Below are 24,564 nucleotides of genomic sequence, written 5' to 3' on the forward strand. Positions count from 1 at the left end.
TTTAAGCAATATGTTGGATTATCGCGGAAATCAACAGAACAATTTTTAAAAGAGTAATGATTTATTGCCCCTTATTTTCCGCTTTTCAGGAAATTCTCCCTCATTTTTATTCCTGGAATAACGGAATTTTCCGCAATCTTGGAAGCCTCAAGGATGCAAAATCCCCCCTCTATTCATTCTTATTTTTAAAGTTAGGCATTGATAAGGTCATTGTTAATCCTCGTTTACGATGTGAGATAGGTTTATAATTAAATCAAATAAATGGTAATAATATGTAATTTTGGCATATAAATTGCATTTAAATAGTATACATAGGTAAAACAGAGAAAATTTCATCTAAACAAGACAATCATAGAAAAAACATAGAATTGCAGTCCAATAAAGCGAATAGGGGGCGTTGGAAGATGAGAGAAGTAGTGATTGTAAGTGCGGTCCGCACACCAATTGGGAGTTTTATGGGGACATTAAGCAACACACCTGCAACCGAGCTAGGAGCAATTGTAATTAAAGAAGCGATCAATCGCGCATGTTTACAAGGGAATCAAGTGGATGAAGTCATTATGGGGAACATACTCCAAGCCGGACTTGGACAAGGTCCTGCACGCCAAGCGGCCTTGAAAGCAGGCTTACCAATCGAAGTCACTTCAATGGCGATTAACAAACTGTGTGGTTCAGGATTAAAAGCTGTCCACCTCGCTGCACAAGCAATTCAAACGGGTGACGCTGAGATTGTGGTAGCCGGTGGAATGGAAAATATGAGTCTATCTCCATATTTGTTGCCAAAAGGACGGACAGGCTATCGCATGGGTGAAGGAAAAGTTCTCGACAGTATGATTGAGGATGGTCTGCAATGTGCGATCAATTCTTATCATATGGGCGTTACAGCCGAAAATATTGCACAACAATACGGAATTTCACGGAGTGAGCAGGATGAGTTTGCAGCGTGGAGCCAGCAAAAAGCGGATGCAGCAATAAAGGAAGGGAAATTTAAAGCTGAAATTGTCCCTGTCATGATTTCACAACGAAAAGGCGATCCGATTTGCTTCGATACGGATGAATTTCCGCGTGCAGGAGTGACTGCAACACAACTGGCCAAGCTTAAGCCTGCCTTTAAGAAGGATGGGACGGTTACAGCAGGAAATGCTTCGGGAATTAATGACGGGGCTGCGGCATTAGTACTCATGAGTCGAGAAAAAGCAAATGAATTGGGCATTCAACCAATGGCGGTACTACGTGGCAATGGTACAGCCGGAGTGGATCCATCGGTCATGGGAATTGGACCGATTCCTGCAACTAAAAAAGCATTGGCTAGAGCTGGTCTGTCGATTGGTGATATTGATTTGGTCGAGGCAAATGAGGCGTTTGCGGCCCAATCGATTGCAGTTGGTCGTGGCCTGGAAATTTCGAACGACAAGCTAAATGTTAATGGAGGCGCAATTGCTCTTGGTCATCCGATTGGTGCAAGTGGTGCTCGCGTGCTAGTTACGCTATTGCATGAAATGAAACGTCGTAATTCTAAGTACGGTCTAGCAACTCTCTGTATTGGCGGCGGTTTGGGAATTGCTAGTATTGTCGAGAACGAAAAATAGTGAAGCTAGCTTAGTGAATTCATTTCACAAGTTCGTTATAAAGTTTAATTTTCGGTTAGAGAGGGAGTCCCAATAGGGTTCCCTCTCTTTTTAGTAGGCACTGAAATACCATCGGGAATTAAGTATCTGTTATAATGAACGTATTAAAGTGTGTTGGGGTGAAAGAGGATGACCATCGGCATTGAAGAAATACCTAAAAAATGGCTCGAAGAAATGATCAATCAATTAGCTGAGCATATCGTAGTGGTCGATCGTGTAGGAATCATTCGATATATTAATTCGGCTTATTGTGAGTTTTTGGGAACGACTGTAAACCATGCCGTTGGCCAGCCTGTTCAAGAAATCATTGAAAATACACGACTTCACATCGTTTCACAAACAGGGAAGGCAGAGTTAGCTGCATTTCAACCAATCAACGGCAGCGAAATGATTGCGAATCGCTACCCGCTCATCATCGATGGTGAACTAGTAGGCGCAATTGGTACGGTAATGTTCCGCAACCCTGATGAATTAAGAATGTACAAGGACAAAATTGAACATCTCGTAGACGAGCTTAATTTTTATAAAACAAAGGTTGGCAAAGAACTCAAAAGTAAATATAATTTCGATGATTTAATCGGCAACAGCTTACTTTTTCAAATGGCGAAGAGTCTGGCAAAAAGAGTATCGCGCAGTAAGTCCTCAGTGCTACTGATTGGTGAATCGGGAACAGGAAAGGAATTATTTGCGCAAGCAATACATAACAATAGCTCCCGGGCATTCCATCCATTCGTGCCGATTAACTGTACATCGATTCCAGAGCATTTATTGGAGGCTGAGCTGTTTGGTTATGAGGACGGTTCGTTTACCTGTGCGAAAAAGGGTGGTAAGAAGGGAATATTCCAAATCGCTAATAACGGTACGATCTTCCTCGACGAAGTGGGCGATATGCCCCTTTCGATGCAAAGCAAGCTGTTACGAGCTTTGCAGGAAAAAGAAATCCGGCCTGTCGGTGGAAGAAAGGCTATCCCCATCGATGTTCGCATTATCGCCGCAACCCATCGGGACCTTGAAAAAATGGTTAAGGAAGGGAAGTTCCGGCAAGACCTGTATTACCGCTTGAACGTCATAAAAATCGATATTCCCCCACTGCGAAATCGAACGGAAGATATCGAGTTACTTTCGAAAAAACTAATCGAAAAGCTTGAAAAGAAGTTTTACCGCAAAGGAACTAGTCTATCTGATGAGGTATTGACCAAGCTTAAGCACCATTCGTGGCCAGGTAATATTCGTGAGCTCGAGAATGTCCTCGAGCGGGCGATTAATGTGTTGAATGGTGTGATAATCGAACCGATTCATTTGCCGCTTTATATTCGGGATTTGGAGCCGGAGATGGTGGATGAGTGCGAGGGGCAGCTCGAGCAAAGAGCTCCGCTGTTTCAAGAAATGCCATTCGAAGGCGAGCCCGTTAAGCCGTTAAAAGAAACACTGGCGCTCGTGGAAAAACAAGCAATCCTCCAGGCGCTCACGGCTGCAGCAGGAAATAAGCTCGAGGCCGCCAAACTATTGCAAATAGGCAAAACACGTTTCTATGAAAAATGCAAAATTTACGATATTAAATAGGGAAGGTAGTGAGGTCATGATGGCTTTGCTGCCTTTTTTGGCGTTTGACGTGGGACGAGTTGAGTCGAGTCGGGGTGTGACTTTGTGCACTTTGACCGATAAATTTCAAAATAAGGTCGATAAATTGAAAATAGGGCCGATAAAAGTACAAATAGGGCCGATAACCTCTAAAATAGGGCCGATAAAACTCTACCGCCATCAAAATGCCATACTTAAATCATGCAAAGTGCAGGATTTACCATCCTCTAAACCGAAATAATGGATAAATTTCATAAGGAGGTATCACTTTGAATGAAGTATTAGTACGTCAAATCCCGCAAATCGTCCATGAAATCGATGCAGTACTACGTAGAATGCACCCCTCTAACCCCAAACGCTCCATTTTAGAAGAACTAAGACGGAATTTCATGTCAGGTTACAACGGAGAGAAACAAATAGACTACTATCTAAAAAACCTAAAAAAGGAAAATTGTTTTATTTTTGCGGGAATCCGCCTCGAACTGGATGGCCAAGCTTTCCAAATTGACACTCTGATCGTTACTCCATTTTTTATCCTCATCATAGAATCCAAAAATATCGCCTGGAATCCTAACTTTTGAAAAAGATTCCACTCAAGTGACTAGAGAATTGAATGGGAACATTCAAGGATTTAAAAATCCAATCGTCCAAGTGGCGAGACAAAGAAGGCGTTTGTTAGCTTGGTTAAAGAAGTATAAATTTCCTCAAATTCCAATAATTGATCTGGTTGGAATAGCTGACAGACGAACTATTATAAAAACGACATCTGATAATCGACAGATCTTTAACAAACTAATCTATGCAGATGTACTAGAAGATAAATTTGAATATTTAGAGGCAATGTTTACCACCCAACAATTAACCACAAGACAGCAACACAAACTTAATAAACTCCTATTAGAGCAACATACCCCTGCACCACCAACGATCATTAAAACCTATGGCATTTCTGAGGATGAAATAATAAAAGGGGTCCAATGTCCAATCTGTAAACAATTCCACATGATCCGTCAGGTTAGGAGATGGTTTTGTTGTGGTTGTCGTTTCTATTCAAGAAATGCACATAGACAAACAATTATAGATTACTTCCTGATTCATTCAACTACGATTACAAACCAACAGTGCAGAGTGTTTTTACAAATTGACAATTGTAATATATCGAAAAAAATCTTAACAGGAATGAACCTCCCAACCTCCGGCTCCAACAAAACTCGCCTATACCACCGCCCAAAAGACCTTTTATATACCTAATTTCAATCAACCAGGTAAAGCATAACAAACAACTTTAGGAACATAACTAAGCCAGTTACAAGTAGCCCCCACACCTCACCAGCCCACATGAATCCAAGCCTCTGCATATTTCCCAACCTATCAGAAAACCCTAATATCAAAAAGGGGTATCTACTATGCGAAAACTTCTTTCTGTCCTTATCGTATTTATTTTCCTAATGAATTATTTCCCGGCAAATAAGGCACAAGCATACAGGCTAAGCCATCCTCCGCTGCCTGCTGAATCGTCACAAACGAAGAAAATCGCCATCGTTACTCTCGGCGGGCCGCATGAACCAAAGGACATTCTGGCAAAATTCCCTGAGCTTAAATTAAGATATGTTTTCAAGTATGCCTTAGTCGGTTTTTCCGTTGAAGGCCCAGCGCAGTCCCTACAGGCGTTAAGTAAACATGCTGATATTATCAACGTTTCACTAGTTAATAGTTATAAGGTTGAAGACGTGCCACTTCATACAATTCAACCAATTTCACCGATAAAAGAAATCAAAATTAACCCAGGTGAAAAATCTGACAAAAATGACGGAGCTGGGCAATCAGGTGACACCAATCAACCAAATAGTCCGGAACAACCCAGTGACTCCGACCAACCAAGTCAATCCAACACCACTCAACCAAGCGCTTCCACAAAAGAGTCACAATCTAGCGAGCCACCCCCAACGGATGCCAACCTTGAAATCATTGGGGCAGACAGGGCGCGGAGTCATTTTGATGCCAACAACGAGCGCTTAACTGGAAAGGGCGTGACTGTTGGGGTGATTGACACAGGCATCGATTATAGCCATCCGGATTTGAAAAGTAATTTTAAAGGGGGACATGATTTTGTCGACTCGGATAGGGATCCGATGGAAACGAAGGGGACAAATGGATTAGGCACCATTCATGGTACACATGTTGCTGGAATTATTGCTGCGAACGGGAAAATTAAAGGAGTGGCGCCCGAGGCAGAAATAATTGCCTATCGTGCACTTGGACCTGGAGGAAGCGGAACGACTGAGCAGGTGATTGCCGCAATCGATCAAGCGATTAAGGATAAAGTAGATATATTGAATCTTTCGCTTGGTAACAGTGTTAACGGCCCGGATCTGCCGATCAGTCTTGCGCTTAACAAAGCTGTTGAGCATGGAATCACGGCTGTAACCTCATCTGGGAATTCAGGACCGAATCGCTGGACAGTAGGGTCACCTGGGACAGCTGCTAAAGCCATTTCCGTTGGGGCATCAACGCCGCCGCAGCAAATACCGTATCTTCAGATCAACGGCAACGAAACGATTAGGATGGAACCGATGCAAGGGTCAGTTCGCTGGAATTCCGCTATAGCTGAAGAAATTATCTACGGCGGGCTTGGTCAACCTGGAACGAGTTACAGGCTGCCCATACTAAGGGGAAAATCGTACTTCTAGAGCGTGGGAAGCTAACGTTTACCCAAAAGGCGAAGAACGCCGCTAAAGCAGGTGCGAAAGCTGTCATTATTTTTAACAATACGAATGGAAGCTTCATTGGCAATCTAGAACAGCCTGTTCCAATTCCGGTCATGGGCATATCGAAACAGGATGGCTTGAAGTTGAAGAACATTAAGCAAATTAATGCGCGGACCATATTAATAGAAGAAAGTGATATATTAGCGGACTTTAGTTCTCGGGGACCCGTTACGGTTACATGGGATATTAAGCCTGATGTGGTCGCGCCGGGAGTGGCGATTAACAGCACGATTCCTGGCGGTTATCTCCAATTACAGGGGACGAGCATGGCTGCACCTCATGTGGCTGGAGCCTGTGCTCTTATAAAGCAGGCCCACCCAGATTGGAGCCCAGAACAAATCAAGGCCTCCTTGATGAATACAGCCAAACCGATCAAAAGTCATAATGGCACACCATATAAAACATATGAGCAGGGAGCAGGGAGAATTCAGCCAATCGAAGCAATAAAGGCTGAAACGCTCGTCATACCAAGTTCGCTACAGTTTGGAAAATTTAAACTAGCTGAACAGCACCATCAGCATAGAGCACTGATGACAATAAAAAATATAAGCACAAGCAAACGTGATTATTATTTTACAATACCAAAACGAATACACGGGATTGATTGGGAGCTCCCGCTTTCATTCAGTCTGAAACCAAATGAAGAAAAGCAATTAACAGTGAGGATGACAATTCAACCTGAGCATTTTAAGAATAAGATTCATGATGGGTACTTAGAGCTGAATGAAGGGGAGCATAAAATAAGAATTCCGTATTTATATGTGCTTGAGGAGCCAGATTATCCACGCGTGATGGGATTTGAGATGGGAATAGGTGATAAGGTGCAGACGTATCGCTATGAGGTTTATTTGCCAGGAGGAGCGGACGAATTTGGAATTGCTCTGTTCGAACCAGGATCCCACCATTTTGTTGGTTTCTTGGACTGGGAACGTAATGTCGGTAAGGGTACATTGGAAAAAGAAATAAGTGAGGATAAGCTGCCAGAGGCTGGTTTGTATATTGCAAAGGTGTTTGCTAAAAAAGGAGGAAAGGAGGATATGATCGAAGCGGTAGTGGAAATCATGTCGAAAAACCAAGATAAATCATAGCGCAAAAGGTTGTTTTTTCAGATAAATAAGAAAAGTCAAAAAGAAAAAGTCCTAGAAACCAACATTTCAGGGCTTTTTCTTTGTATAAAAACGTTAATTCAATCTGTTTTTAGAATAATTTAATTAATCTTAAAATATGAAAATTACAAATTTCTTGTCTAAAATGTGACTTATTTCCTTTTTTTCGATTGACATTGCTGGGGGGCTATTGTATGCTAACAAAGGGTATGGATGGTAGGGTTTACAAACAGAAAATATGGACATTTAATGTTCAATTTATTGTTATTTTGGGCAAAACTTTATACCAAACACCTAGAATTCAACAAAAACTGCACGAAATTTCAACAATTCCATCAATAATTTTCTACAAAAAAATCAGCAACCAGAGACTCCTTAGCATGTTTCTACAAGCAAATTACCATTCTCTTAAAGGGGAGATGTGTTTTATGAGTCAAAAAAACCGTCGCCCATTCCAAGCAATGGCATTAATGTCTGGGATACTTTCATCATTAGTCGGATCGATTCTAGTTGGAATATTTTCCGGGAGAGCCCTTGACAAGTGGGTAGGAACAGAGCCTTTGTTTCTCATTATTGGATTGATGCTCGGATTGGCTGCAGGGATTTATGCAATGCTCCGCCTCATCAATCAATTCTTCTCAGGAGATAACTAGCAATGTCAGAGATTAAATTAATGTTTATGCGTCAAAGGAAGTACATATTTTTTTTACTGGCATTATACAGTTTAGGCTGGGGTTTCACTACATATAAAGCTGTTTTTTTAGGCTTATTTCTTGGTACAAGCTTAAGCGTATTTAATTTGTGGTTAATGGTAAGAAAAACAGACAAGTTTGGTGACGCTGTTTTACAAGGGAAAAAGGTGCGCTCGCTCGGATCGTTTTCGCGAATGGCAACCGCAGCACTGGCTGTTATGATTGCTCTAGAATATCCTGATTCATTTCACCTTATTTCTGTAGTACTGGGACTAATGACATCCTATATTGTCATTATGATAGATTTTTTTCTTCAATCTGTTCATTCACATAAATAGCGCGGAAGAGAGGTGATACTGTTGCATCACGAAGCTCCTATAGTTGAATTTCTTGGTCTGAATTTTAATTTGGCCAACGTTTTGATGATTACGGTCGCGAGTGTGATAGTTTTTCTTATCGCTATCCTGTCAACTCGCAAATTGGCGATGAGACCGACCGGAATGCAAAATTTCTTTGAATGGGTAATGGATTTCGTTAAAAACATTATTGATAGCACAATGGATTGGAAAACCGGTGGTCGGTTCCACATCCTCGGCATCACAATTATGATGTATGTGTTTGTAGCCAATATGTTAGGACTTCCATTCTCAGTTGTTATTGACGGTACGCTTTGGTGGAAATCGCCAACAGCCGATCCTGGTTGTTACCTTGACATTGGCAACAATGGTTGTGGGATTATCTCACTTCTATGGCATTAAAATGCGAGGTACAGCGGCATACGGGAAAGAATTCCTTAAGCCGTTTGCATTTATGTTTCCAATTAAGATAATTGAAGAGTTCGCGAATACGTTAACTCTTGGTCTGCGTCTTTACGGGAATATATATGCGGGTGAAATTTTATTAAGCTTACTAGCTGGAAGTCTTGCGACTGGTGTGGGTGGCCACATCGCGGCAATTGTTCCAATGCTTGCATGGCAAGGATTCTCAATCTTTGTCGGCGCAATCCAAGCGTTTATCTTTACCATGTTAACGATGGTTTATCTTTCTCACAAAGTGAGTAGCGACCATTAATATATACGGTGTTCACACACATGGACATCTTAAAAATTCTATTTTTTCACATAATTGAAGGAGGAACTTAATAATGGGTCTTTTAGCAGCAGCAATCGCAATTGGTTTAGCAGCACTAGGTGCTGGTATCGGTAACGGTCTTATCGTATCTCGTACAGTAGAAGGTATCGCTCGTCAACCGGAAGCACGTGGTATGCTTCAAACTACAATGTTCATCGGGGTAGCGTTAGTTGAAGCGATTCCTATCATCGCGGTTGTTATCGCGTTCATGGTTCAAGGTCAATAATTTTTACGAAAAAAGACGTTCAATAATGGCGAAGCGATCATTCCATGAGAACCTTCGCCATTCTCTTATGTCCATTTGACTTGTCACGTAAGCTTTAGGGTGATCTCGTCTAAGTCAATCCTTCTGTCGGTCTAAATTTTAGTACCGAAAATGCTGGAGTGACATTGAATTGATTTATTTTTGACAATAATTCGGGATTCATATACATGAACCTTACAGTTGAAAGTGAAGACTCTGGAAGGGAGTGAATCGAGGGTGTTAACAAGCAGTTTAGTATTAGGAGCAGCTGAAAGTGCAGCTCATGGCGGATTTAATGGTGGAGACATCATTTTCCAATTATTGATGTTTATCATCTTGTTGGCATTATTGAAGAAGTACGCATGGGGTCCGTTAATGGGCATCATGAAACAACGTGAAGACCACGTAAATGGTCAGATTGATGCAGCTGAAAAAAGCCGTGTTGAAGCAAACAAAATTTTAGAAGAGCAAAGAGCACTTTTAAAAGAAGCACGTCAAGAAGCGCATGTATTAATCGAAAATGCGAAAAAACAAGGCGATGTACAACGTGAAGAAATTATCGCAGCAGCACGCGTAGAATCAGATCGTATTAAAGAAGCAGCGAAGCTTGAAATTGAAACACAAAAAGAAAAAGCTGTTACAGCTATTCGCGAGCAAGTGGCTTCATTATCCGTATTGATTGCGTCTAAGGTTATTGAAAAAGAATTAACCGCTCAAGATCAAGAGAAATTGATCAATGAATATATTCAAGAGGCAGGAGAAAAGCGATGAGCAACTCTGCAGTAGCAAAGCGCTATGCGTTAGCTCTTTTCCAGCTTTCTAAGGAACACCAGCTTCTTGACCAGATGGAAACAGAACTTCGTGTAGTGAAAGAAGTCGTCACTAACAATCCTGGGTTAACAGCACTATTAGTATCTCCTAAGCTTTCGAAGGCGAAAAAGAAGGAGATTCTAGCAGAAGCTTTTTCATCGGCTAGTCCTTTTGTTTTAAATACGTTAAAAATTATGATTGATCGCGGTCGTGCTGATAATCTTGCAGCACTAGTAGATCAGTTTGTCGAACTTGCGAACGAAGACAGAGGCGTTGCAAGTGCTGAAGTCTACTCAACTCGTACATTAACAGCTGATGAAAGCGCTGCTTTATCATCTGTTTTTGCAAGTAAGGTTGGAAAGAAATCTCTTACTATTAATAATATCGTTGATTCCAATTTGCTCGGCGGCGTTAAGCTACGAATTGGAAACCGGATTTTCGACGGCAGCCTGCGCGGGAAACTGGAACGATTAGAACGTACATTATTAGGCTAAGATTCGTAGATAGGGGTGAAACTCATGAGCATCAAAGCTGAAGAAATTAGTGCGCTGATAAAAAAGCAAATTGAAAACTATCAGTCGGAAATTCAAGTGAGTGATGTAGGTACGGTTATCTCTGTAGGTGACGGTATCGCTCGTGCTCATGGCCTCGACAATGTCATGGCTGGAGAACTTGTTGAATTTTCAAACGGCGTTATGGGTATGGCACAAAACCTTGAAGAAAATAACGTCGGTATTATCATCCTTGGACCTTTCACTGAAATCCGTGAAGGTGACGAGGTTCGTCGTACAGGCCGTATCATGGAGGTTCCAGTTGGTCCTGAGTTAATCGGACGTGTTGTGAACCCACTTGGACAACCTGTAGATGGTATGGGTCCAATTAATACTACTAAAACTCGTCCTATCGAGTATAATGCTCCAGGAGTAATGGCTCGTAAGTCCGTTCATGAACCACTTCAAACTGGTATCAAAGCGATTGACGCTCTTGTACCAATCGGACGTGGACAACGTGAGTTGATTATCGGTGACCGTCAAACTGGTAAAACATCTGTTGCAATCGATACAATCTTGAACCAAAAAGGTCAAGACATGATTTGTATCTATGTTGCAATTGGACAAAAAGAGTCAACTGTTCGTAACGCAGTTGAAACTCTTCGTAAGCATGGCGCATTAGATTACTCAATCGTCGTAACAGCGTCAGCTTCTCAACCAGCTCCATTACTATACCTAGCTCCTTATGCTGGTGTATCAATGGCTGAAGATTTCATGTATGATGGCAAGCACGTATTGGTTGTTTATGATGACCTTTCTAAGCAAGCTAGCGCATATCGTGAACTTTCATTATTATTACGTCGTCCTCCAGGTCGTGAAGCGTATCCAGGGGATGTATTCTACCTACACAGCCGTCTTTTAGAGCGTGCTGCTAAATTAAGTGATGCACTAGGTAAGGGTTCAATCACTGCCCTTCCATTCATCGAAACACAAGCTGGTGACGTTTCTGCGTACATTCCAACAAACGTTATCTCGATCACTGATGGACAAATCTTCTTACAATCAGACTTGTTCTTCTCAGGTGTTCGTCCAGCAATCAACGCTGGTCTTTCCGTATCTCGTGTAGGAGGATCTGCGCAAATTAAAGCAATGAAGAAGGTTTCTGGTACACTACGTCTTGACCTTGCGTCATACCGTGAACTAGAAGCATTCGCTCAGTTCGGTTCTGACCTTGATAAAGCGACTCAAGCGAAATTAAACCGCGGTGCTCGTACAGTTGAGGTATTAAAACAGGATCTAAACAAGCCACTACCTGTTGAGAAACAAGTAGCGATTCTTTATGCATTAACGAAAGGCTTCTTGGATGATATTCCATTACAAGATATCCGCCGCTTTGAAGCTGAATTCCATACTTGGTTAGACCATAACCGCAAAGAATTGTTAGATCATATCGTTCAAACAAAAGAACTTCCTGCTGATAGCGATATGGCTGCTGCGATCAACGAATTCAAGAAAACATTCGCAGTATCCGAGTAATTTAATTACGATTTAACAATATAAAGGCAAAAGCGTCTTTTCTAAAAAGGCGCTTCTAGCCTTGAAATCTTTGTAAAAGGGTGGTGAGAACCTGTGGCATCTTTACGTGATATAAAATCAAAGATTACTTCTACGAAAAAGACGAGTCAAATTACCAAAGCGATGGAAATGGTCTATTCAGCTAAATGGAATAAGGGCGTAGGGAATGCAAAAGCATTTGTTCCTTATATGGAGAAAATCCAAGAGGTAACAGCATCGATTGCGATCGGTAGCAAAGATGCAAACCATCCAATGCTCGTATCCCGTCCAGTTAAAAAGACAGGATATATTGTATTTACTTCAGACCGTGGCTTGTGTGGAGGCTATAACTCCAACGTGCTTCGTGCTGTATACCAAACCATCCAGGAACGTCATAAATCGACCGATGAATACGCCATCGTTGCAATCGGAAGAATGGGACGTGACTTTTTCGTAAAGCGCGGTATGCCAGTTATCCTTGATATTATAGGTGTATCTGACCTACCGACTTTTGAAGATATCAGAGACATTGCAAACAAATCAGTCGGAATGTACTCAGACGGTACATTTGATGAATTATATGTCTACTATACCCATTATCTAAGCGCAATTTCTCAAGAAGTAACGACTAAGAAGCTATTACCGTTAACGGATATTACAACTTCTTCCAAACTTGCTTCCTACGAATTTGAGCCATCAGCTGAAGAAATATTGGACGTTCTCTTGCCTCAATATGCTGAAAGCTTAATATATGGTTCGCTATTAGACAGTAAAGCTAGTGAATCTGCCGCAAGGATGACAGCGATGAAGAATGCGACTGATAATGCGAAAGAGCTTATCAACTCGTATACTCTTATCTTTAACCGTGCCCGTCAGGCTGCGATTACGCAAGAAATCACTGAAATCGTCGGCGGTGCAGCAGCACTAGAATAGAAACAATAGTCGTTTAGGCTACATTCTTTTTTTGAAAAAATAAAGACAGCCTAAGCATTTAAACTAAATTTTTCTGAGGGGCATGTGATGAGGCCCCTTATCCATAAAAGGCATGAGTCCAACTTGGCTCATTTTGTTTTAAGAGTATGTTAGGAGGGAAAACGATGAACAAAGGACGCGTTCTTCAAATTATGGGTCCGGTTGTTGACGTAAAGTTCGAAAGCGGTCAACTTCCTGAGATCTATAATGCGTTGACAATCAATAATCAAGCGCGTAGCGAATCTGAAGTTGCCATCAACTTAACCCTTGAAGTTGCCATCCATTTAGGTGATGATACAGTTCGTACAATCGCCATGTCTTCCACAGATGGTTTAACACGTGGTATTGAGGTAGTTGACACTGGTGCTCCAATCTCTGTACCAGTTGGGAATGTTACACTTGGACGTGTATTTAACGTTTTAGGTGAATCAATTGACTTGGCTGAGGGAATTCCAACAGAAGCTCGCCGCGATTCAATTCATAGAGAAGCTCCAACTTTTGAACAGCTTTCTACTGAAGTTGAAATCCTTGAAACTGGTATTAAAGTAGTAGACTTACTTGCTCCTTATATTAAGGGTGGTAAGATCGGTCTATTCGGTGGTGCCGGTGTAGGTAAAACGGTATTAATCCAGGAATTAATCAATAACATCGCACAAGAGCACAGTGGTATCTCTGTATTCGCTGGTGTTGGTGAGCGTACTCGTGAAGGAAATGACCTTTACCACGAGATGACTGATTCAGGCGTTATCAAGCAAACAGCGATGGTATTCGGACAAATGAACGAGCCACCAGGAGCACGTATGCGTGTTGCCCTTACTGGTTTGACAATGGCTGAATATTTCCGTGATGAGCAAGGACAAGACGTGTTGTTCTTCATGGATAACATCTTCCGTTTCACTCAAGCAGGTTCTGAGGTTTCTGCGCTATTAGGCCGTATGCCTTCTGCCGTTGGTTACCAACCAACTCTTGCAACTGAAATGGGTAAATTACAAGAACGTATCACTTCTACTAACGTAGGATCTGTTACTTCAATTCAAGCGATTTACGTACCAGCCGATGACTACACTGACCCGGCTTCGGCTACTACATTCGCTCACTTAGATGCAACAACAAACCTTGAGCGTAAGCTTTCTGAAATGGGTATCTACCCTGCGGTGGATCCACTTGCTTCAACTTCTCGTGCATTGTCACCTGAAATCGTTGGAGAAGAGCATTACGAAGTGGCTCGTCAAGTACAACAAACTTTACAGCGTTACCGTGAATTACAAGATATCATCGCCATCCTTGGTATGGACGAATTATCTGATGAGGATAAACTAGTTGTACTTCGTGCTCGTCGTGTTCAATTCTTCTTATCTCAAAACTTCCACGTGGCTGAACAGTTCACTGGACAAGCAGGTTCTTATGTTCCTGTTAAAGAAACGGTTAAAGGATTCAAGGAAATCCTAGAAGGTAAATATGACCACCTTCCAGAAGATGCATTCCGTCTTGTTGGCCGCATTGAAGAAGTCGTTGAGTCAGCTAAAAAGATGGGTGTAGAGGTCTAATTTCGGTCCAGGAGGGTAAAAAATGAAGACGATCAAAGTCAATGTTGTTACTCCTGATGGCCCGGTGTACGAAAAGGATGTTGAAATGGTTAGTTCAAAGGCGAAAGCCGGCGAACTAGGTATTTTACCAGGACATATTCCTATGGTTGCTCCGTTAGAAATTGCAGCCCTTCGTTTAAAAACAGAGGGTAAAACAGAATTTGTGGCCGTTAACGGTGGATTCCTAGAAGTGCGCCCAGACCAAGTAACTGTTCTAGCGCAGTCTGCGGAAAAAGCTGAAGACATCGATGTCGAACGTGCCCTTCGTGCAAAAGAACGTGCAGAGCAGCGTTTACGCGATCAGAAACAAGAATCAAATGATTTCCGTCGCGCTGAGCTTGCACTTAAGCGTGCCATCAACCGTATCACTGTTGCACAAGGTAAATTTTAAGAGTATTAAACCAAAACACTCCCCGAGCGAGCTCTCGAGGAGTGTTTTTTTGTGGGGTTAAATAAGTAATGTCCGCTAAGGTTAGTGGAGCGGACAAAAGCAGAGGGGGAAGCATCCGAAAAGTCCGCAAGAGCAGCTGTAGCGGACAAAATAGAAGAGAAAACAGCAAAAGTGTCCGCAAGAACAGCCAAACCTAGCTTCATCATACTAAAGCTAATCAAAAATTCCTTCTATTGAGAAATTTTGAATAAAAAGACCAAAAATGGTTAACAACTCCACAAAAAATGTTATGATGTACCATGAAAAGCAATTGTCAATTTTAGTTAGCGTTTAATCGACACAAAATTGTAACAGTGATATAATGTTATCGGTTACAAAAAAAGAAAAAAGTATGAAAATTTTATGACATAGGAGGTATGGACATGGATTTACTCAACTTGTATCAGAATAATTATCTGATTGTCTTTGTGTTTCTATGTCTAGGAGTGCTACTGCCAGTTGTGGCTTTGACAATTGGGAGATTCGTTCGCCCTTACAAGCCAAGTGCTGAAAAGTACACTACATATGAGAGTGGTCTAGACCCTTTCCATGACGCAAGGGTCCAATTTAATGTCCGCTATTATATTTTTGCATTAATGTTTGTGGTTTTCGACGTGGAAACTGTATTCTTGTATCCGTGGGCAGTAGCTTATGAAAAACTAGGGATTTTTGCACTAATTGAAATGATGATTTTTGTCATTATGCTTCTAATTGGCCTCATCTATGCGTGGAAAAAGAAGGTGCTCAAATGGATTTAAGTTTAAAAGACATCTCACCTCAAGAAATGGAAGAAATCAAACGGACTGTGTTTTTTACAACTCTCGAACAGGTCAAAGCTTGGGCAACGAGTAATTCGCTATGGCCAATGACATTTGGTCTGGCTTGTTGTGCCATCGAAATGATGGGAACTGGCTCTGCAGCCTATGACTTAGACCGATTTGGAACAATTTTTCGTGCATCACCGCGTCAGTCAGACTGTATGATCGTATCCGGAACTGTTACAAAGAAAATGGCGCCAATCCTGCGTCGACTTTATGATCAAATCCCTGAGCCAAAATGGGTGATTGCTATGGGATCCTGTGCAACTGCAGGGGGACCGTATGTGAAATCCTATTCTGTTGTTAAAGGTGTCGATCAAATTGTTCCAGTTGACGTGTATATTCCAGGATGCCCGCCAAATCCTGCGGCACTTATATATGGAATTAATAAATTAAAAGAGAAGATCCGCTACGAGGCTAAAACCGGGAAGAAGGTGCTGTAATCGATGAGCGGGGAAAAGATATAGAGACAATTAAAAAAGAAGCCGCCGCGAAAGCGAAAGCCGCCGCAGCAGCAAAGGCAAAAGCCGCTGCGCTAGCAAAGCAAAAGGCGACAGAACAAGCGTCCGAGCTGCAAGCTACTGAGTCCAAGGAAGCACTAGAGGCCGAAACGCCAGCAGCAAGCTCAGACGGGGCAGATGCGAAAGCCAAAGCCGCAGCCGCCGCCAAAGCGAAAGCCGCCGCAGCTGCGAAGGCGAAAGCCGCTGCACTAGCAAAGCAAAAAGCGGCAGAACAAGCGAGCGAGCCACAGCCTGAAGAAGTTGGCGCGTCTACAGATGATGCGAAAGCCAAAGCCAAAGCTGCTGCCGCCGCCAAGGCAAAAGCTGCCGCCGCTGCAAAAGCCAAGGCCGCAGCTGCAGCCAAAGCAAAGGCACAAGCCGCCGGAACCGATACAGGTGCAGCAACCGATGATGAAAAAGCGAAAGCTATTGCAGCCGCCAAGGCAAAAGCCGCAGCCGCCGCCAAAGCCAAGGCCGCAGCCGCTGCAAAGGCTGGAGGAGCAGGCGTTGCCGATGCCTCAGGAGACGATGAAAAGGCGAAAGCGATCGCCGCTGCCAAAGCGAAGGCAAAAGCTGCCGCTGCTGCAAAAGCGAAAGCCGCTGGAGCAACAGCCGGTGCTACAGCAGATGCAGCGCCAGCACAAGTAGAACAACCATCACCAAACCAACAGTATCTTGATAAATATGTACGTGTCATCGAAGAACACCTTGGTAATGAGGTTTTAGAAGATTCTTATATTAATAAGCTTTCCAAAGATGTACCGACATTAGTCGCTAAACGAGATACTTATTTTAAAGTAGCGCAGTTTCTGAAATACAACGAACAGCTTGGTTTCGATTATTTATCAGAACTGCATGGCACGGATTTTGAAACCCATATGGAAGTGTATGTCCATCTTTATTCATATAAAAACCGGCAATCAGTCGCTTTAAAAGTAAAGATCGACCGCGACCAGCCTGAGCTCGAGTCGCTTCAACCGCTTTGGGCAGGTGCAGACTGGCCTGAGTGTGAGGCATACGACCTATTAGGCATCAAATTCCTTGGGCATCCAAACCTCCATCGTATTTTTCTTGGCGAGGATTGGGTAGGGTACCCACTCCGCAAAGATTATGAACAATATGATGTGGAGGTATAAACAATGATACGTACTGAAGAAATGATGTTGAACATCGGTCCACAGCATCCAAGTACCCATGGTGTTTTTCGATTAGTCGTAAAAATTGACGGGGAAAAGATTACCGAGGCAATACCAGTCGTTGGATACTTACACCGTGGAACCGAAAAACTAGCTGAAAACCTACAATATACACAAATTATTCCGTATACGGACCGCATGGACTATTTGTCCGCCATGACGAATAACTATGTACTTGTTCATTCTGTAGAAACGATGATGGGATTAGAAATTCCGGAACGCGCAGAATACTTGCGGGTTATTGTAATGGAACTTAATCGGATTGCCAGTCACTTAGTTTGGTGGGGAACATTCCTGCTCGACCTAGGGGCAACAAGTCCATTCTTGTACGCCTTCCGTGAGCGGGAAATGATTATTAATATGCTAACAGAGCTGTCAGGAGCTCGCTTAACCTTTAACTATATGCGTGTTGGCGGGGTTAAATGGGACGCTCCAGAAGGTTGGATTGAAAAGGTAAAAGAATTCATTCCTTATATGCGCCAAGAGCTTTCCGGCTATAATGACCTTGTAACTGGGAACGAAATCTTCATTAACCGTGTAAAAGGAATCGGGAAGTATACGAAGGAAGACGCACTAAACTACTCCTTAAGCGGCATCAATCTACGCAGCACAGGCGTGAAGTGGGATCTTCGTAAAGATGAGCCGTACTCAATCTATGACCGCTTTGAATTCGACGTACCCGTTCGCACAGAAGGGGATTGCTTATCCCGTTACTTCCTGCGCCTAGAAGAAATCGAAGAATCTTTAAAAATTCTCGAGCAAGCTGTGGAACAATTCCCAGCTGAGGGTGAAATCCTTGCAAAAGTACCAAAGATCATTAAAGCACCAAAAGGAGAAGGATTTGTTAGAATCGAATCGCCACGTGGCGAAATCGGCTGCTATATTGCAAGTGATGGGAAAAAAGAACCGTACCGCTTAAAGTTCAGAAGACCATCATTCTATAATTTACAGATTCTACCAAAATTATTAAAAGGCGAGAACATCTCAAACTTAATTGCTATATTAGGTGCGATTGACATTGTCCTCGGGGAGGTGGACGGCTAATGGTCGAGGAACTTTTATATTCCAGTCCAGGTTGGCTGAATTTCGGTATCTTCTTCCTTTTAGCAACAATCTTACTTTTAGTTATTCTAGGGTTCGTAACCTACGCCATCCTAGCCGAACGGAAAGTAATGGGCTTCATGCAATTACGGAAAGGGCCAGACCAACTGGGTGGGCGCTTCGGTCTATTGCAAACGATAGCCGACGTATTAAAGCTATTAATTAAGGAAGATACAATCCCAAAGCTAGCAGATAAACCATTATTTATCGTGGCACCAGTCATCGCCTTTGCACCATCGTTTATGGTCGTTGCAACCATTCCCTTCACCGACAAACTTCAGTTTGCTGATATCGGAATAGGGCTACTCTACTACGTAGCAGTATCCGGCATGACCATCGTTGGGATTTTAACAGGGGGCTGGGCCTCCAACAATAAATACTCCTTATTAGGAGGAATGCGAGCTGCGGCTCAGATGATTTCATACGAAATTCCGCTCGTTATGTCTGTTCTAGGAGTGATTCTCCTTTCAGGAAGCTTAAACTTAAACGACATTATTGCCGCACAGCAAAATGGCTGGTACATCCTTTTACAGCCAGTGGCCTTCATTGTCTTCGTGATTGCTGCTGTCGCTGAGCTTAACCGGGTACCATTCGATCTTCCAGAGGCCGAAAACGAACTTGTAGCAGGTTATTTCACCGAGTACTCAGGCTTCCGTTGGGCATTCTTCATGCTCACAGAATATGTTTATATGTTTGCGATGTCAGGACTCATCACCGCTATATTCCTAGGCGGCTGGCTCCCATTGCCATTCCTGGGCTTTATTCCAGGTGCAGTATGGTTTGCGCTCAAATTCACATTCGTTGTCTTCTTCCTACTATGGATTCGCAGCACCTTCCCACGTGTCCGTGCTGACCAACTAATGGAATTCGGCTGGAAAGTCCTACTGCCAGTAGCACTAGCAAACATATTCCTAACAGCGTTATTTAAAGAATTAATTAAACTTTTTTAAAAATAAAGAAGTGTAGGGCATTAAATGAGTGAGCGCATCCAAAAATATGCTCGAACTTGAGCCCAGCCACATAATGTTGATTGGAGCGGAGGGTGCTCAACTCCTGCGGGAGCAGCGGGACAGGTGAGACCCCACAGGCGCAAAGCGCCGAGGAGGCTCACCGCCCGCCCCGCGGAAAGGGAGTATCCGGAGCGGAAATCAACATGTAAGTGTGCCAAATAATAAAGGGGTGAACATACATGCTTGGATTAGCGAAAGGCTTGAAATATACCCTAAAAAACCTGACGAGGGATAAGTTAACCTATGACTATCCAAACGAGCCATTGCCGCTCCCGGATCGATTTCGAGGCATTCAAAAATTTTATCCGGAAAAATGTATCGTATGTAATCAATGTGCCACGATTTGCCCGACAGACTGTATTCAGTTAACCTGGAAAAACACCCGGATCCAACGAAAAAAGGGAAAATCATTGACACATATGACATCAATTTTGAAATTTGCATTTTGTGTGATCTATGCACCGAGGTTTGCCCAACCGAGGCAATTATCATGACGAATAACTTTGAGCTAGCCGAATACAGTCGTGATGAACTATTCAAAAATCTTGAATACCTCGATGAAAACGATGAGAATGTTCGGAAGGTGAATAAACCATGACCGGAGAACTAGTAGCATTTATGGGCTTAGCACTCGTCGCGATAACCGGCAGGGTGCTACTTCTGAACCTAAAGAACGTCGTTCAAAGTGTTCTTGCCCTTGTATTAACCTTTATCAGTATTGCAGGAATCTATATTACATTATCTGCAGAATTTGTCGCGGGGGTCCAAGTCCTGATTTATTCAGGGGCCATCACGATTATCATGATGTTCGGAATCATGCTCACAAAGCATGACCACGTTGAAGAACCGAAACAAGGAGGCTTTCGCAAATTCTTACTATTCCTCGGAATCGTCGGCTTTGCGGCAGCGTTTTATTTCGGTATTTACAACCTGGAGTTCCCCGAATCGAATATTGCTCTGCACGACAGAAATACGGAGCAAATTGGTAAGGCGCTCTATTCTCGATTCGTGATTCCATTTGAAGTCACATCTGTCGTCCTTTTAGTCGCATTAATTGGCGCTATCGTCCTTGCTAAAAAAGACGACGAAAAGGAGGCGAACAAATAAATGGGCATTTCCGTTTATTTAACACTCGCATTAATTCTTTTCTGTATCGGCCTGTACGGTGCACTATCAAAGAGAAACACCGTTATCGTCCTTATCTCAATTGAACTCATGCTGAACGCCGTCAACGTCAATCTTGTCGCCTTCAGTAAATTTGGGGTCATCCCATCGATTGACGGACAAATTTTTGCTCTTTTCGCGATGGCCGTAGCTGCAGCTGAGGCTGCTCTTGGACTGGCAATTCTCATCGCACTCTATCACAATAAGAAAACCGTCAACATCGACGAAATGAACACGATGAAGAACTAAAAATCTTTTTCGCTAAAACCGCGAATTTTGTAATATAAAGTCCGCGACCTGCGGCAAGGCTCATGACCCGCACTTGGCGGGCCTCAATCAGACGCGTGGCGTAGCAAACATAAAGCCATATTAAACGCGTTTAAAAAAGGGGAATGTGATATTGATGGAGAATGCATGGATCATACCGCTTTTCCCGCTTTTATCGTTTATAATCCTACTTCTTATTGGCAAACGCCTGAAAGAAGCGAGTGCCTATATTGGAATTTTACTAACATTGGCCACGTTCATTTACTCTTTATTGGTGCTTATTGAACGCTTTACTGCACCAACATTTAAGAGCGAGGCCACCTGGCTTTCGTTCGGGGATACTCAGATAACAGCGGGTTTTGAAGTGAATCAATTAAATGCATTAATGCTAGTAATCGTATCGCTTGTCAGTTTACTAGTACATACGTACTCAAAAGGCTATATGCACGGAGATGACCGAATTTCGGTTTTCTACGCTTACCTAGGTTTGTTCACGTTTGCGATGCTTGGATTGGTTCTTTCGCCCAATTTATTACAAACGTATATTTTCTGGGAGCTCGTTGGTCTTGGTTCCTTCCTGTTAATCGGTTTTTATTTTTACAAGGAAGAGGCAAAGGCCGCAGCCAAAAAGGCATTTATCATGACCCGGATCGGGGACGTCGGCTTACTAATCGGAATGATTCTGTTATTCTGGCAGGTTGGCAGCTTCGAATACGATGAAATTTTTAAAGCAGTAGAAGAGGGTGTCGTTTCAAACGGAATGATAACGCTAACGGCGATTCTCATTTTTGTTGGAGCGGTCGGTAAATCCGGTCAATTCCCGCTTCACACTTGGTTACCAGATGCGATGGAAGGTCCGACACCTGTTTCAGCATTAATCCATGCCGCAACGATGGTTGCAGCTGGGGTTTATTTAGTGGCATCACTTTTCCCACTCTTTAATGCAAGCGAAACAGCGATGTTAACCGTTGCGACAATAGGGGCGATCACCGCCATTTTTGCCGCTAGCATCGGATTAGTACAAACAGATATCAAGCGAGTGCTCGCTTACTCAACCGTCAGCCAGCTCGGTTATATGATGCTCGCGCTCGGCTCGGCAGGCTATGTTGCCGGAGTCTTCCATTTGATGACCCACGCTTTCTTTAAAGCCTTGCTATTCTTAGCAGCCGGAAGCGTAATTCATGCTGTTCATACACAGGACATTGAAAAGATGGGCGGACTTTGGAAAAAGCTTAAGCTGACAGGTCCGTTATTCTTAATCGGAACACTGGCAATTAGTGGTGTGCCGTTATTTTCAGGATTTTTCAGTAAGGATGAAATATTAATTGCGGCTTGGGAAAGTGGAAATGTCGTACAGTTCTGGCTCGCAGTTATTGCTGCATTCTTTACTGCATTTTATATGTTCCGCTTGTTCTTCATGGTTTTTGCAGGGCAGGCACGCAGTGAACTGAAAAACGTTCATGAGTCACCGTCTGTTATGACGTTCCCGATGATCGTTCTTGGGGTGTTAGCCGTTATTGCTGGTTATGTGAACACACCATGGTTCGGAACCTTCCTTGGCGATTGGCTCACAGATGGAAACGAAGCTCTAGGCCACGGACATATTGAAGGTCCTGCTTGGATTATGCTTGTCGCAACTCTCGTTTCATTAGCGGGGATTTTCCTAGCGTGGATGATATATGGAAAACGCAGTCTGTCACGCGATTGGATAACAACTCGCATTCCTGTGATCTACAACATTTTATACAACAAATACTATATCGATGAACTGTATCAACTGACAGTCGTTTACGCGACAAAATGGATCAGTCAGCTCTTTAAAATCATTGAAATCTTCCTTGTAGAAGGAATCATCAATTTAGTGCTTGGCACAGTCCGAACGCTTGGTAAAACAGGAGCTAAGCTTCAATCGGGACAAATTCAAATGTACGGAACAGTGGCCTTTGTTGGCCTCGCGATACTAGTGGTCATCTTTGCTCTGACAGGGGGGTACTTATAATGAATATGGAAAATTTCTTATCCATCTTAGTATTCTCCCCGTTACTAGGTATTGCTATTTTGGCGCTCATCCCAAAACATAAGGAGGACACGATTAAGCTGATTGGCTTTCTCGCAACCCTACCTGCAGCTGTTTTTGCACTGGTTGCCTTTTTCCAATATCGTGCCGGGTCGAATCTTGCGCTATTGGCGGAAAAGGTGCATTGGGTCCAATTCGGTCGTTTTAAAGATGAGTTTATCTATAGCGTCGATTATGAATTGGGAGTCGATGAATTTTCATTAATCATGGTCGTGTTAACAGCAGTCGTTGCCAGCTTAGCTGCGCTAGCCTCTATTCATATTAAAAAAGAATGGAAAGGCTATTTTATGCTATTCCTATTGCTTGAAGTAGGGATGCTCGGTGTGTTTACGGCTCAAAACTTAATTTTGTTCTTCATTTTCTTTGAGATTACATTGGTACCAATGTTCTTCTTAATCGGAAAATGGGGTTATTTTGACAAAGAAAAAGCAGCGTACAGCTTCTTAGTGTATAACGGATTAGGCTCAGCCATCCTGTTAATCGTGATTATGATTCTGTTCGCTCGCACAGGTACATCCAATATCGAAGCATTAAAATATTTCATGAACAATGAAGGTGAGTTGATTGCACCGATTTCCGATGCAGCGAAGTTCGGAATGCTCATCGCCTTAGTTGTTGCGTTTGGGGTCAAGCTGCCAATCTTCCCGCTCCATACTTGGATGCTGAAGGTTCACGTGGAAGCACCGCCATCAATCGTTATGATTCACTCTGGTATTTTGTTAAAAATCGGAGCATTCGGTTTGATTCGCTTCGGGATGGGGATTTTCCCAGACCAATTCGAGGAAATTGCCGGTATTCTTGCCGTTCTCGGAGTCATTAACCTGTTATACGGCGCTTACTTAGCGTTTATCCAATCGGATTTCAAAATGGTACTAGCTTACTCGTCAATCTCCCACATGGGAATCGTGTTAATCGGTCTTGGTGCATTAAATGAGGCCGGTATCCAAGGCGCTATTTTTCAAGTGGTATCGCACGGGTTAATTTCAGCGCTGCTCTTCTTCCTTGTTGGGGTCATCTATGAAAGAACGCATACGACGACCATCAATAATTTAGGTGGACTAGCAAAGGGAATGCCAATTACGGCAGGATTTTTACTAGCAGGTGCTATGGCATCGCTTGGACTTCCTGGAATGTCAGGATTCGTTAGTGAATTTATGGCGTTCATGGGCTTGTTCAAGGAAATGCCAGTGCTAGCTGCAGTTGGTACGATTGGTATCATTATGACCGCGGTTTACTTGCTTCGCGCAGTGCTTGGCATGACTTTCGGAAAAGCAGAGCGAGAATTCGCGGGGATCACAGATTTACGTGCAGTTGAAATGATTCCAGTACTCACGTTAATGGGTCTGATTGTGCTGATCGGTGTGTATCCGTCACTGTTAAGCGAACCGCTCCAACATACAATAAAGACGATCATGCAAGGGATAGGGGGGTGATGAAG

24 protein-coding genes and 3 pseudogenes are annotated in these 24,564 nt (G+C 42.9%); all 27 read left to right on the plus strand.

Going from position 1 to position 24,564, the window contains the following annotated elements; genetic code table 11:
- The first annotated feature begins 404 nt into the window (after positions 1 to 404).
- Positions 405 to 1,589 (plus strand): acetyl-CoA C-acetyltransferase, encoded by a 1,185-nt coding sequence (locus RGF10_RS01960; protein ID WP_318506808.1) that lies wholly within the window; start codon positions 405 to 407, stop codon positions 1,587 to 1,589.
- 168 nt (positions 1,590 to 1,757) lie between these two features.
- Positions 1,758 to 3,191, plus strand: coding sequence for a sigma-54 interaction domain-containing protein (locus tag RGF10_RS01965; protein WP_318506811.1), 1,434 nt, complete (start codon positions 1,758 to 1,760; stop codon positions 3,189 to 3,191).
- Positions 3,192 to 3,478: 287 nt separating this feature from the next.
- Entirely contained in the window at positions 3,479 to 3,790 is a 312-nt protein-coding gene (locus tag RGF10_RS01970) for a nuclease-related domain-containing protein (protein WP_318506813.1), read from the plus strand.
- Positions 3,791 to 3,818: 28 nt separating this feature from the next.
- On the plus strand, positions 3,819 to 4,460 hold the full coding sequence (locus tag RGF10_RS01975; protein WP_318506816.1) for a hypothetical protein: 642 nt from the start codon (positions 3,819 to 3,821) through the stop codon (positions 4,458 to 4,460).
- Positions 4,461 to 4,615: 155 nt separating this feature from the next.
- Positions 4,616 to 5,899 carry a S8 family peptidase gene (locus tag RGF10_RS23700; protein ID WP_412176667.1) on the plus strand — a complete coding sequence of 428 codons (1,284 nt, stop codon included), beginning with the start codon at positions 4,616 to 4,618 and terminating at the stop codon, positions 5,897 to 5,899.
- Positions 5,887 to 6,003: pseudogene (locus tag RGF10_RS23705) on the plus strand (PA domain-containing protein); the annotation flags it as partial. The gene RGF10_RS23700 and the pseudogene RGF10_RS23705, both read left to right, overlap by 13 nt.
- Before the next feature lie 57 nt (positions 6,004 to 6,060).
- On the plus strand, positions 6,061 to 7,065 hold the full coding sequence (locus RGF10_RS23710) for a S8 family serine peptidase (RefSeq protein WP_412176668.1): 1,005 nt from the start codon (positions 6,061 to 6,063) through the stop codon (positions 7,063 to 7,065).
- Between the two features lie 446 nt (positions 7,066 to 7,511).
- Entirely contained in the window at positions 7,512 to 7,736 is a 225-nt protein-coding gene (locus RGF10_RS01985; protein ID WP_318506817.1) for an AtpZ/AtpI family protein, read from the plus strand.
- A gap of 2 nt (positions 7,737 to 7,738) precedes the next feature.
- A complete protein-coding gene (locus RGF10_RS01990; RefSeq protein ID WP_318506819.1) occupies positions 7,739 to 8,113 on the plus strand; it encodes an ATP synthase subunit I in 375 nt (124 codons plus the stop codon).
- A gap of 21 nt (positions 8,114 to 8,134) precedes the next feature.
- A pseudogene (gene atpB / locus RGF10_RS01995) lies at positions 8,135 to 8,846 on the plus strand (F0F1 ATP synthase subunit A).
- 73 nt (positions 8,847 to 8,919) lie between these two features.
- Positions 8,920 to 9,132, plus strand: coding sequence for a F0F1 ATP synthase subunit C (atpE, locus tag RGF10_RS02000; RefSeq protein ID WP_006838507.1), 213 nt, complete (start codon positions 8,920 to 8,922; stop codon positions 9,130 to 9,132).
- A gap of 255 nt (positions 9,133 to 9,387) precedes the next feature.
- On the plus strand, positions 9,388 to 9,921 hold the full coding sequence (locus RGF10_RS02005; RefSeq protein WP_318506831.1) for a F0F1 ATP synthase subunit B: 534 nt from the start codon (positions 9,388 to 9,390) through the stop codon (positions 9,919 to 9,921).
- Positions 9,918 to 10,454: a F0F1 ATP synthase subunit delta gene (locus tag RGF10_RS02010; protein ID WP_318506834.1), complete on the plus strand. Its 537-nt coding sequence runs from the start codon at positions 9,918 to 9,920 to the stop codon at positions 10,452 to 10,454. Before RGF10_RS02005 ends, RGF10_RS02010 begins: the two co-directional genes overlap by 4 nt.
- A 24-nt stretch (positions 10,455 to 10,478) precedes the next feature.
- Positions 10,479 to 11,987 carry a F0F1 ATP synthase subunit alpha gene (atpA, locus tag RGF10_RS02015; RefSeq protein ID WP_318506836.1) on the plus strand — a complete coding sequence of 503 codons (1,509 nt, stop codon included), beginning with the start codon at positions 10,479 to 10,481 and terminating at the stop codon, positions 11,985 to 11,987.
- A 93-nt stretch (positions 11,988 to 12,080) separates the two neighbouring features.
- Positions 12,081 to 12,938 (plus strand): ATP synthase F1 subunit gamma, encoded by an 858-nt coding sequence (atpG, locus tag RGF10_RS02020; protein ID WP_318506838.1) that lies wholly within the window; start codon positions 12,081 to 12,083, stop codon positions 12,936 to 12,938.
- A gap of 164 nt (positions 12,939 to 13,102) precedes the next feature.
- The gene (gene atpD, locus RGF10_RS02025; protein WP_318506840.1) at positions 13,103 to 14,524 is read left to right on the plus strand and encodes a F0F1 ATP synthase subunit beta; all 1,422 of its coding nucleotides are present in this window, start codon (positions 13,103 to 13,105) and stop codon (positions 14,522 to 14,524) included.
- A 22-nt stretch (positions 14,525 to 14,546) separates the two neighbouring features.
- Complete coding sequence (locus RGF10_RS02030; protein ID WP_318506843.1) at positions 14,547 to 14,954, plus strand: F0F1 ATP synthase subunit epsilon; 408 nt, start codon at positions 14,547 to 14,549, stop codon at positions 14,952 to 14,954.
- Between the two features lie 422 nt (positions 14,955 to 15,376).
- Positions 15,377 to 15,751 (plus strand): NADH-quinone oxidoreductase subunit A, encoded by a 375-nt coding sequence (locus tag RGF10_RS02035; protein WP_318506845.1) that lies wholly within the window; start codon positions 15,377 to 15,379, stop codon positions 15,749 to 15,751.
- Positions 15,742 to 16,254 (plus strand): NuoB/complex I 20 kDa subunit family protein, encoded by a 513-nt coding sequence (locus RGF10_RS02040; RefSeq protein WP_318506847.1) that lies wholly within the window; start codon positions 15,742 to 15,744, stop codon positions 16,252 to 16,254. Before RGF10_RS02035 ends, RGF10_RS02040 begins: the two co-directional genes overlap by 10 nt.
- Entirely contained in the window at positions 16,254 to 17,447 is a 1,194-nt protein-coding gene (locus RGF10_RS02045; RefSeq protein ID WP_318509301.1) for an NADH-quinone oxidoreductase subunit C, read from the plus strand. The genes RGF10_RS02040 and RGF10_RS02045 overlap by 1 nt, the downstream gene beginning before the upstream one ends.
- Before the next feature lie 3 nt (positions 17,448 to 17,450).
- Positions 17,451 to 18,551: an NADH-quinone oxidoreductase subunit D gene (locus RGF10_RS02050; RefSeq protein WP_318506849.1), complete on the plus strand. Its 1,101-nt coding sequence runs from the start codon at positions 17,451 to 17,453 to the stop codon at positions 18,549 to 18,551.
- Positions 18,551 to 19,558 (plus strand): NADH-quinone oxidoreductase subunit NuoH, encoded by a 1,008-nt coding sequence (gene nuoH / locus RGF10_RS02055; RefSeq protein WP_318506851.1) that lies wholly within the window; start codon positions 18,551 to 18,553, stop codon positions 19,556 to 19,558. Before RGF10_RS02050 ends, nuoH begins: the two co-directional genes overlap by 1 nt.
- A gap of 239 nt (positions 19,559 to 19,797) precedes the next feature.
- Positions 19,798 to 20,216, plus strand: a pseudogene (gene nuoI / locus RGF10_RS02060) (NADH-quinone oxidoreductase subunit NuoI).
- Complete coding sequence (locus RGF10_RS02065; protein WP_318506853.1) at positions 20,213 to 20,725, plus strand: NADH-quinone oxidoreductase subunit J; 513 nt, start codon at positions 20,213 to 20,215, stop codon at positions 20,723 to 20,725. Before nuoI ends, RGF10_RS02065 begins: the two are co-directional and overlap by 4 nt.
- Complete coding sequence (gene nuoK, locus RGF10_RS02070; RefSeq protein WP_318506855.1) at positions 20,726 to 21,031, plus strand: NADH-quinone oxidoreductase subunit NuoK; 306 nt, start codon at positions 20,726 to 20,728, stop codon at positions 21,029 to 21,031.
- A 151-nt stretch (positions 21,032 to 21,182) separates the two neighbouring features.
- Positions 21,183 to 23,048 (plus strand): NADH-quinone oxidoreductase subunit L, encoded by a 1,866-nt coding sequence (gene nuoL / locus RGF10_RS02075; protein WP_318506857.1) that lies wholly within the window; start codon positions 21,183 to 21,185, stop codon positions 23,046 to 23,048.
- The gene (locus RGF10_RS02080) at positions 23,048 to 24,559 is read left to right on the plus strand and encodes an NADH-quinone oxidoreductase subunit M (protein WP_318506859.1); all 1,512 of its coding nucleotides are present in this window, start codon (positions 23,048 to 23,050) and stop codon (positions 24,557 to 24,559) included. Before nuoL ends, RGF10_RS02080 begins: the two co-directional genes overlap by 1 nt.
- Positions 24,560 to 24,564: the final 5 nt, after the last annotated feature.

Origin of the sequence: Bacillus sp. T3 (assembly GCF_033449965.1) — a bacterium.
Classification (GTDB): domain Bacteria; phylum Bacillota; class Bacilli; order Bacillales; family Cytobacillaceae; genus Bacillus_BU.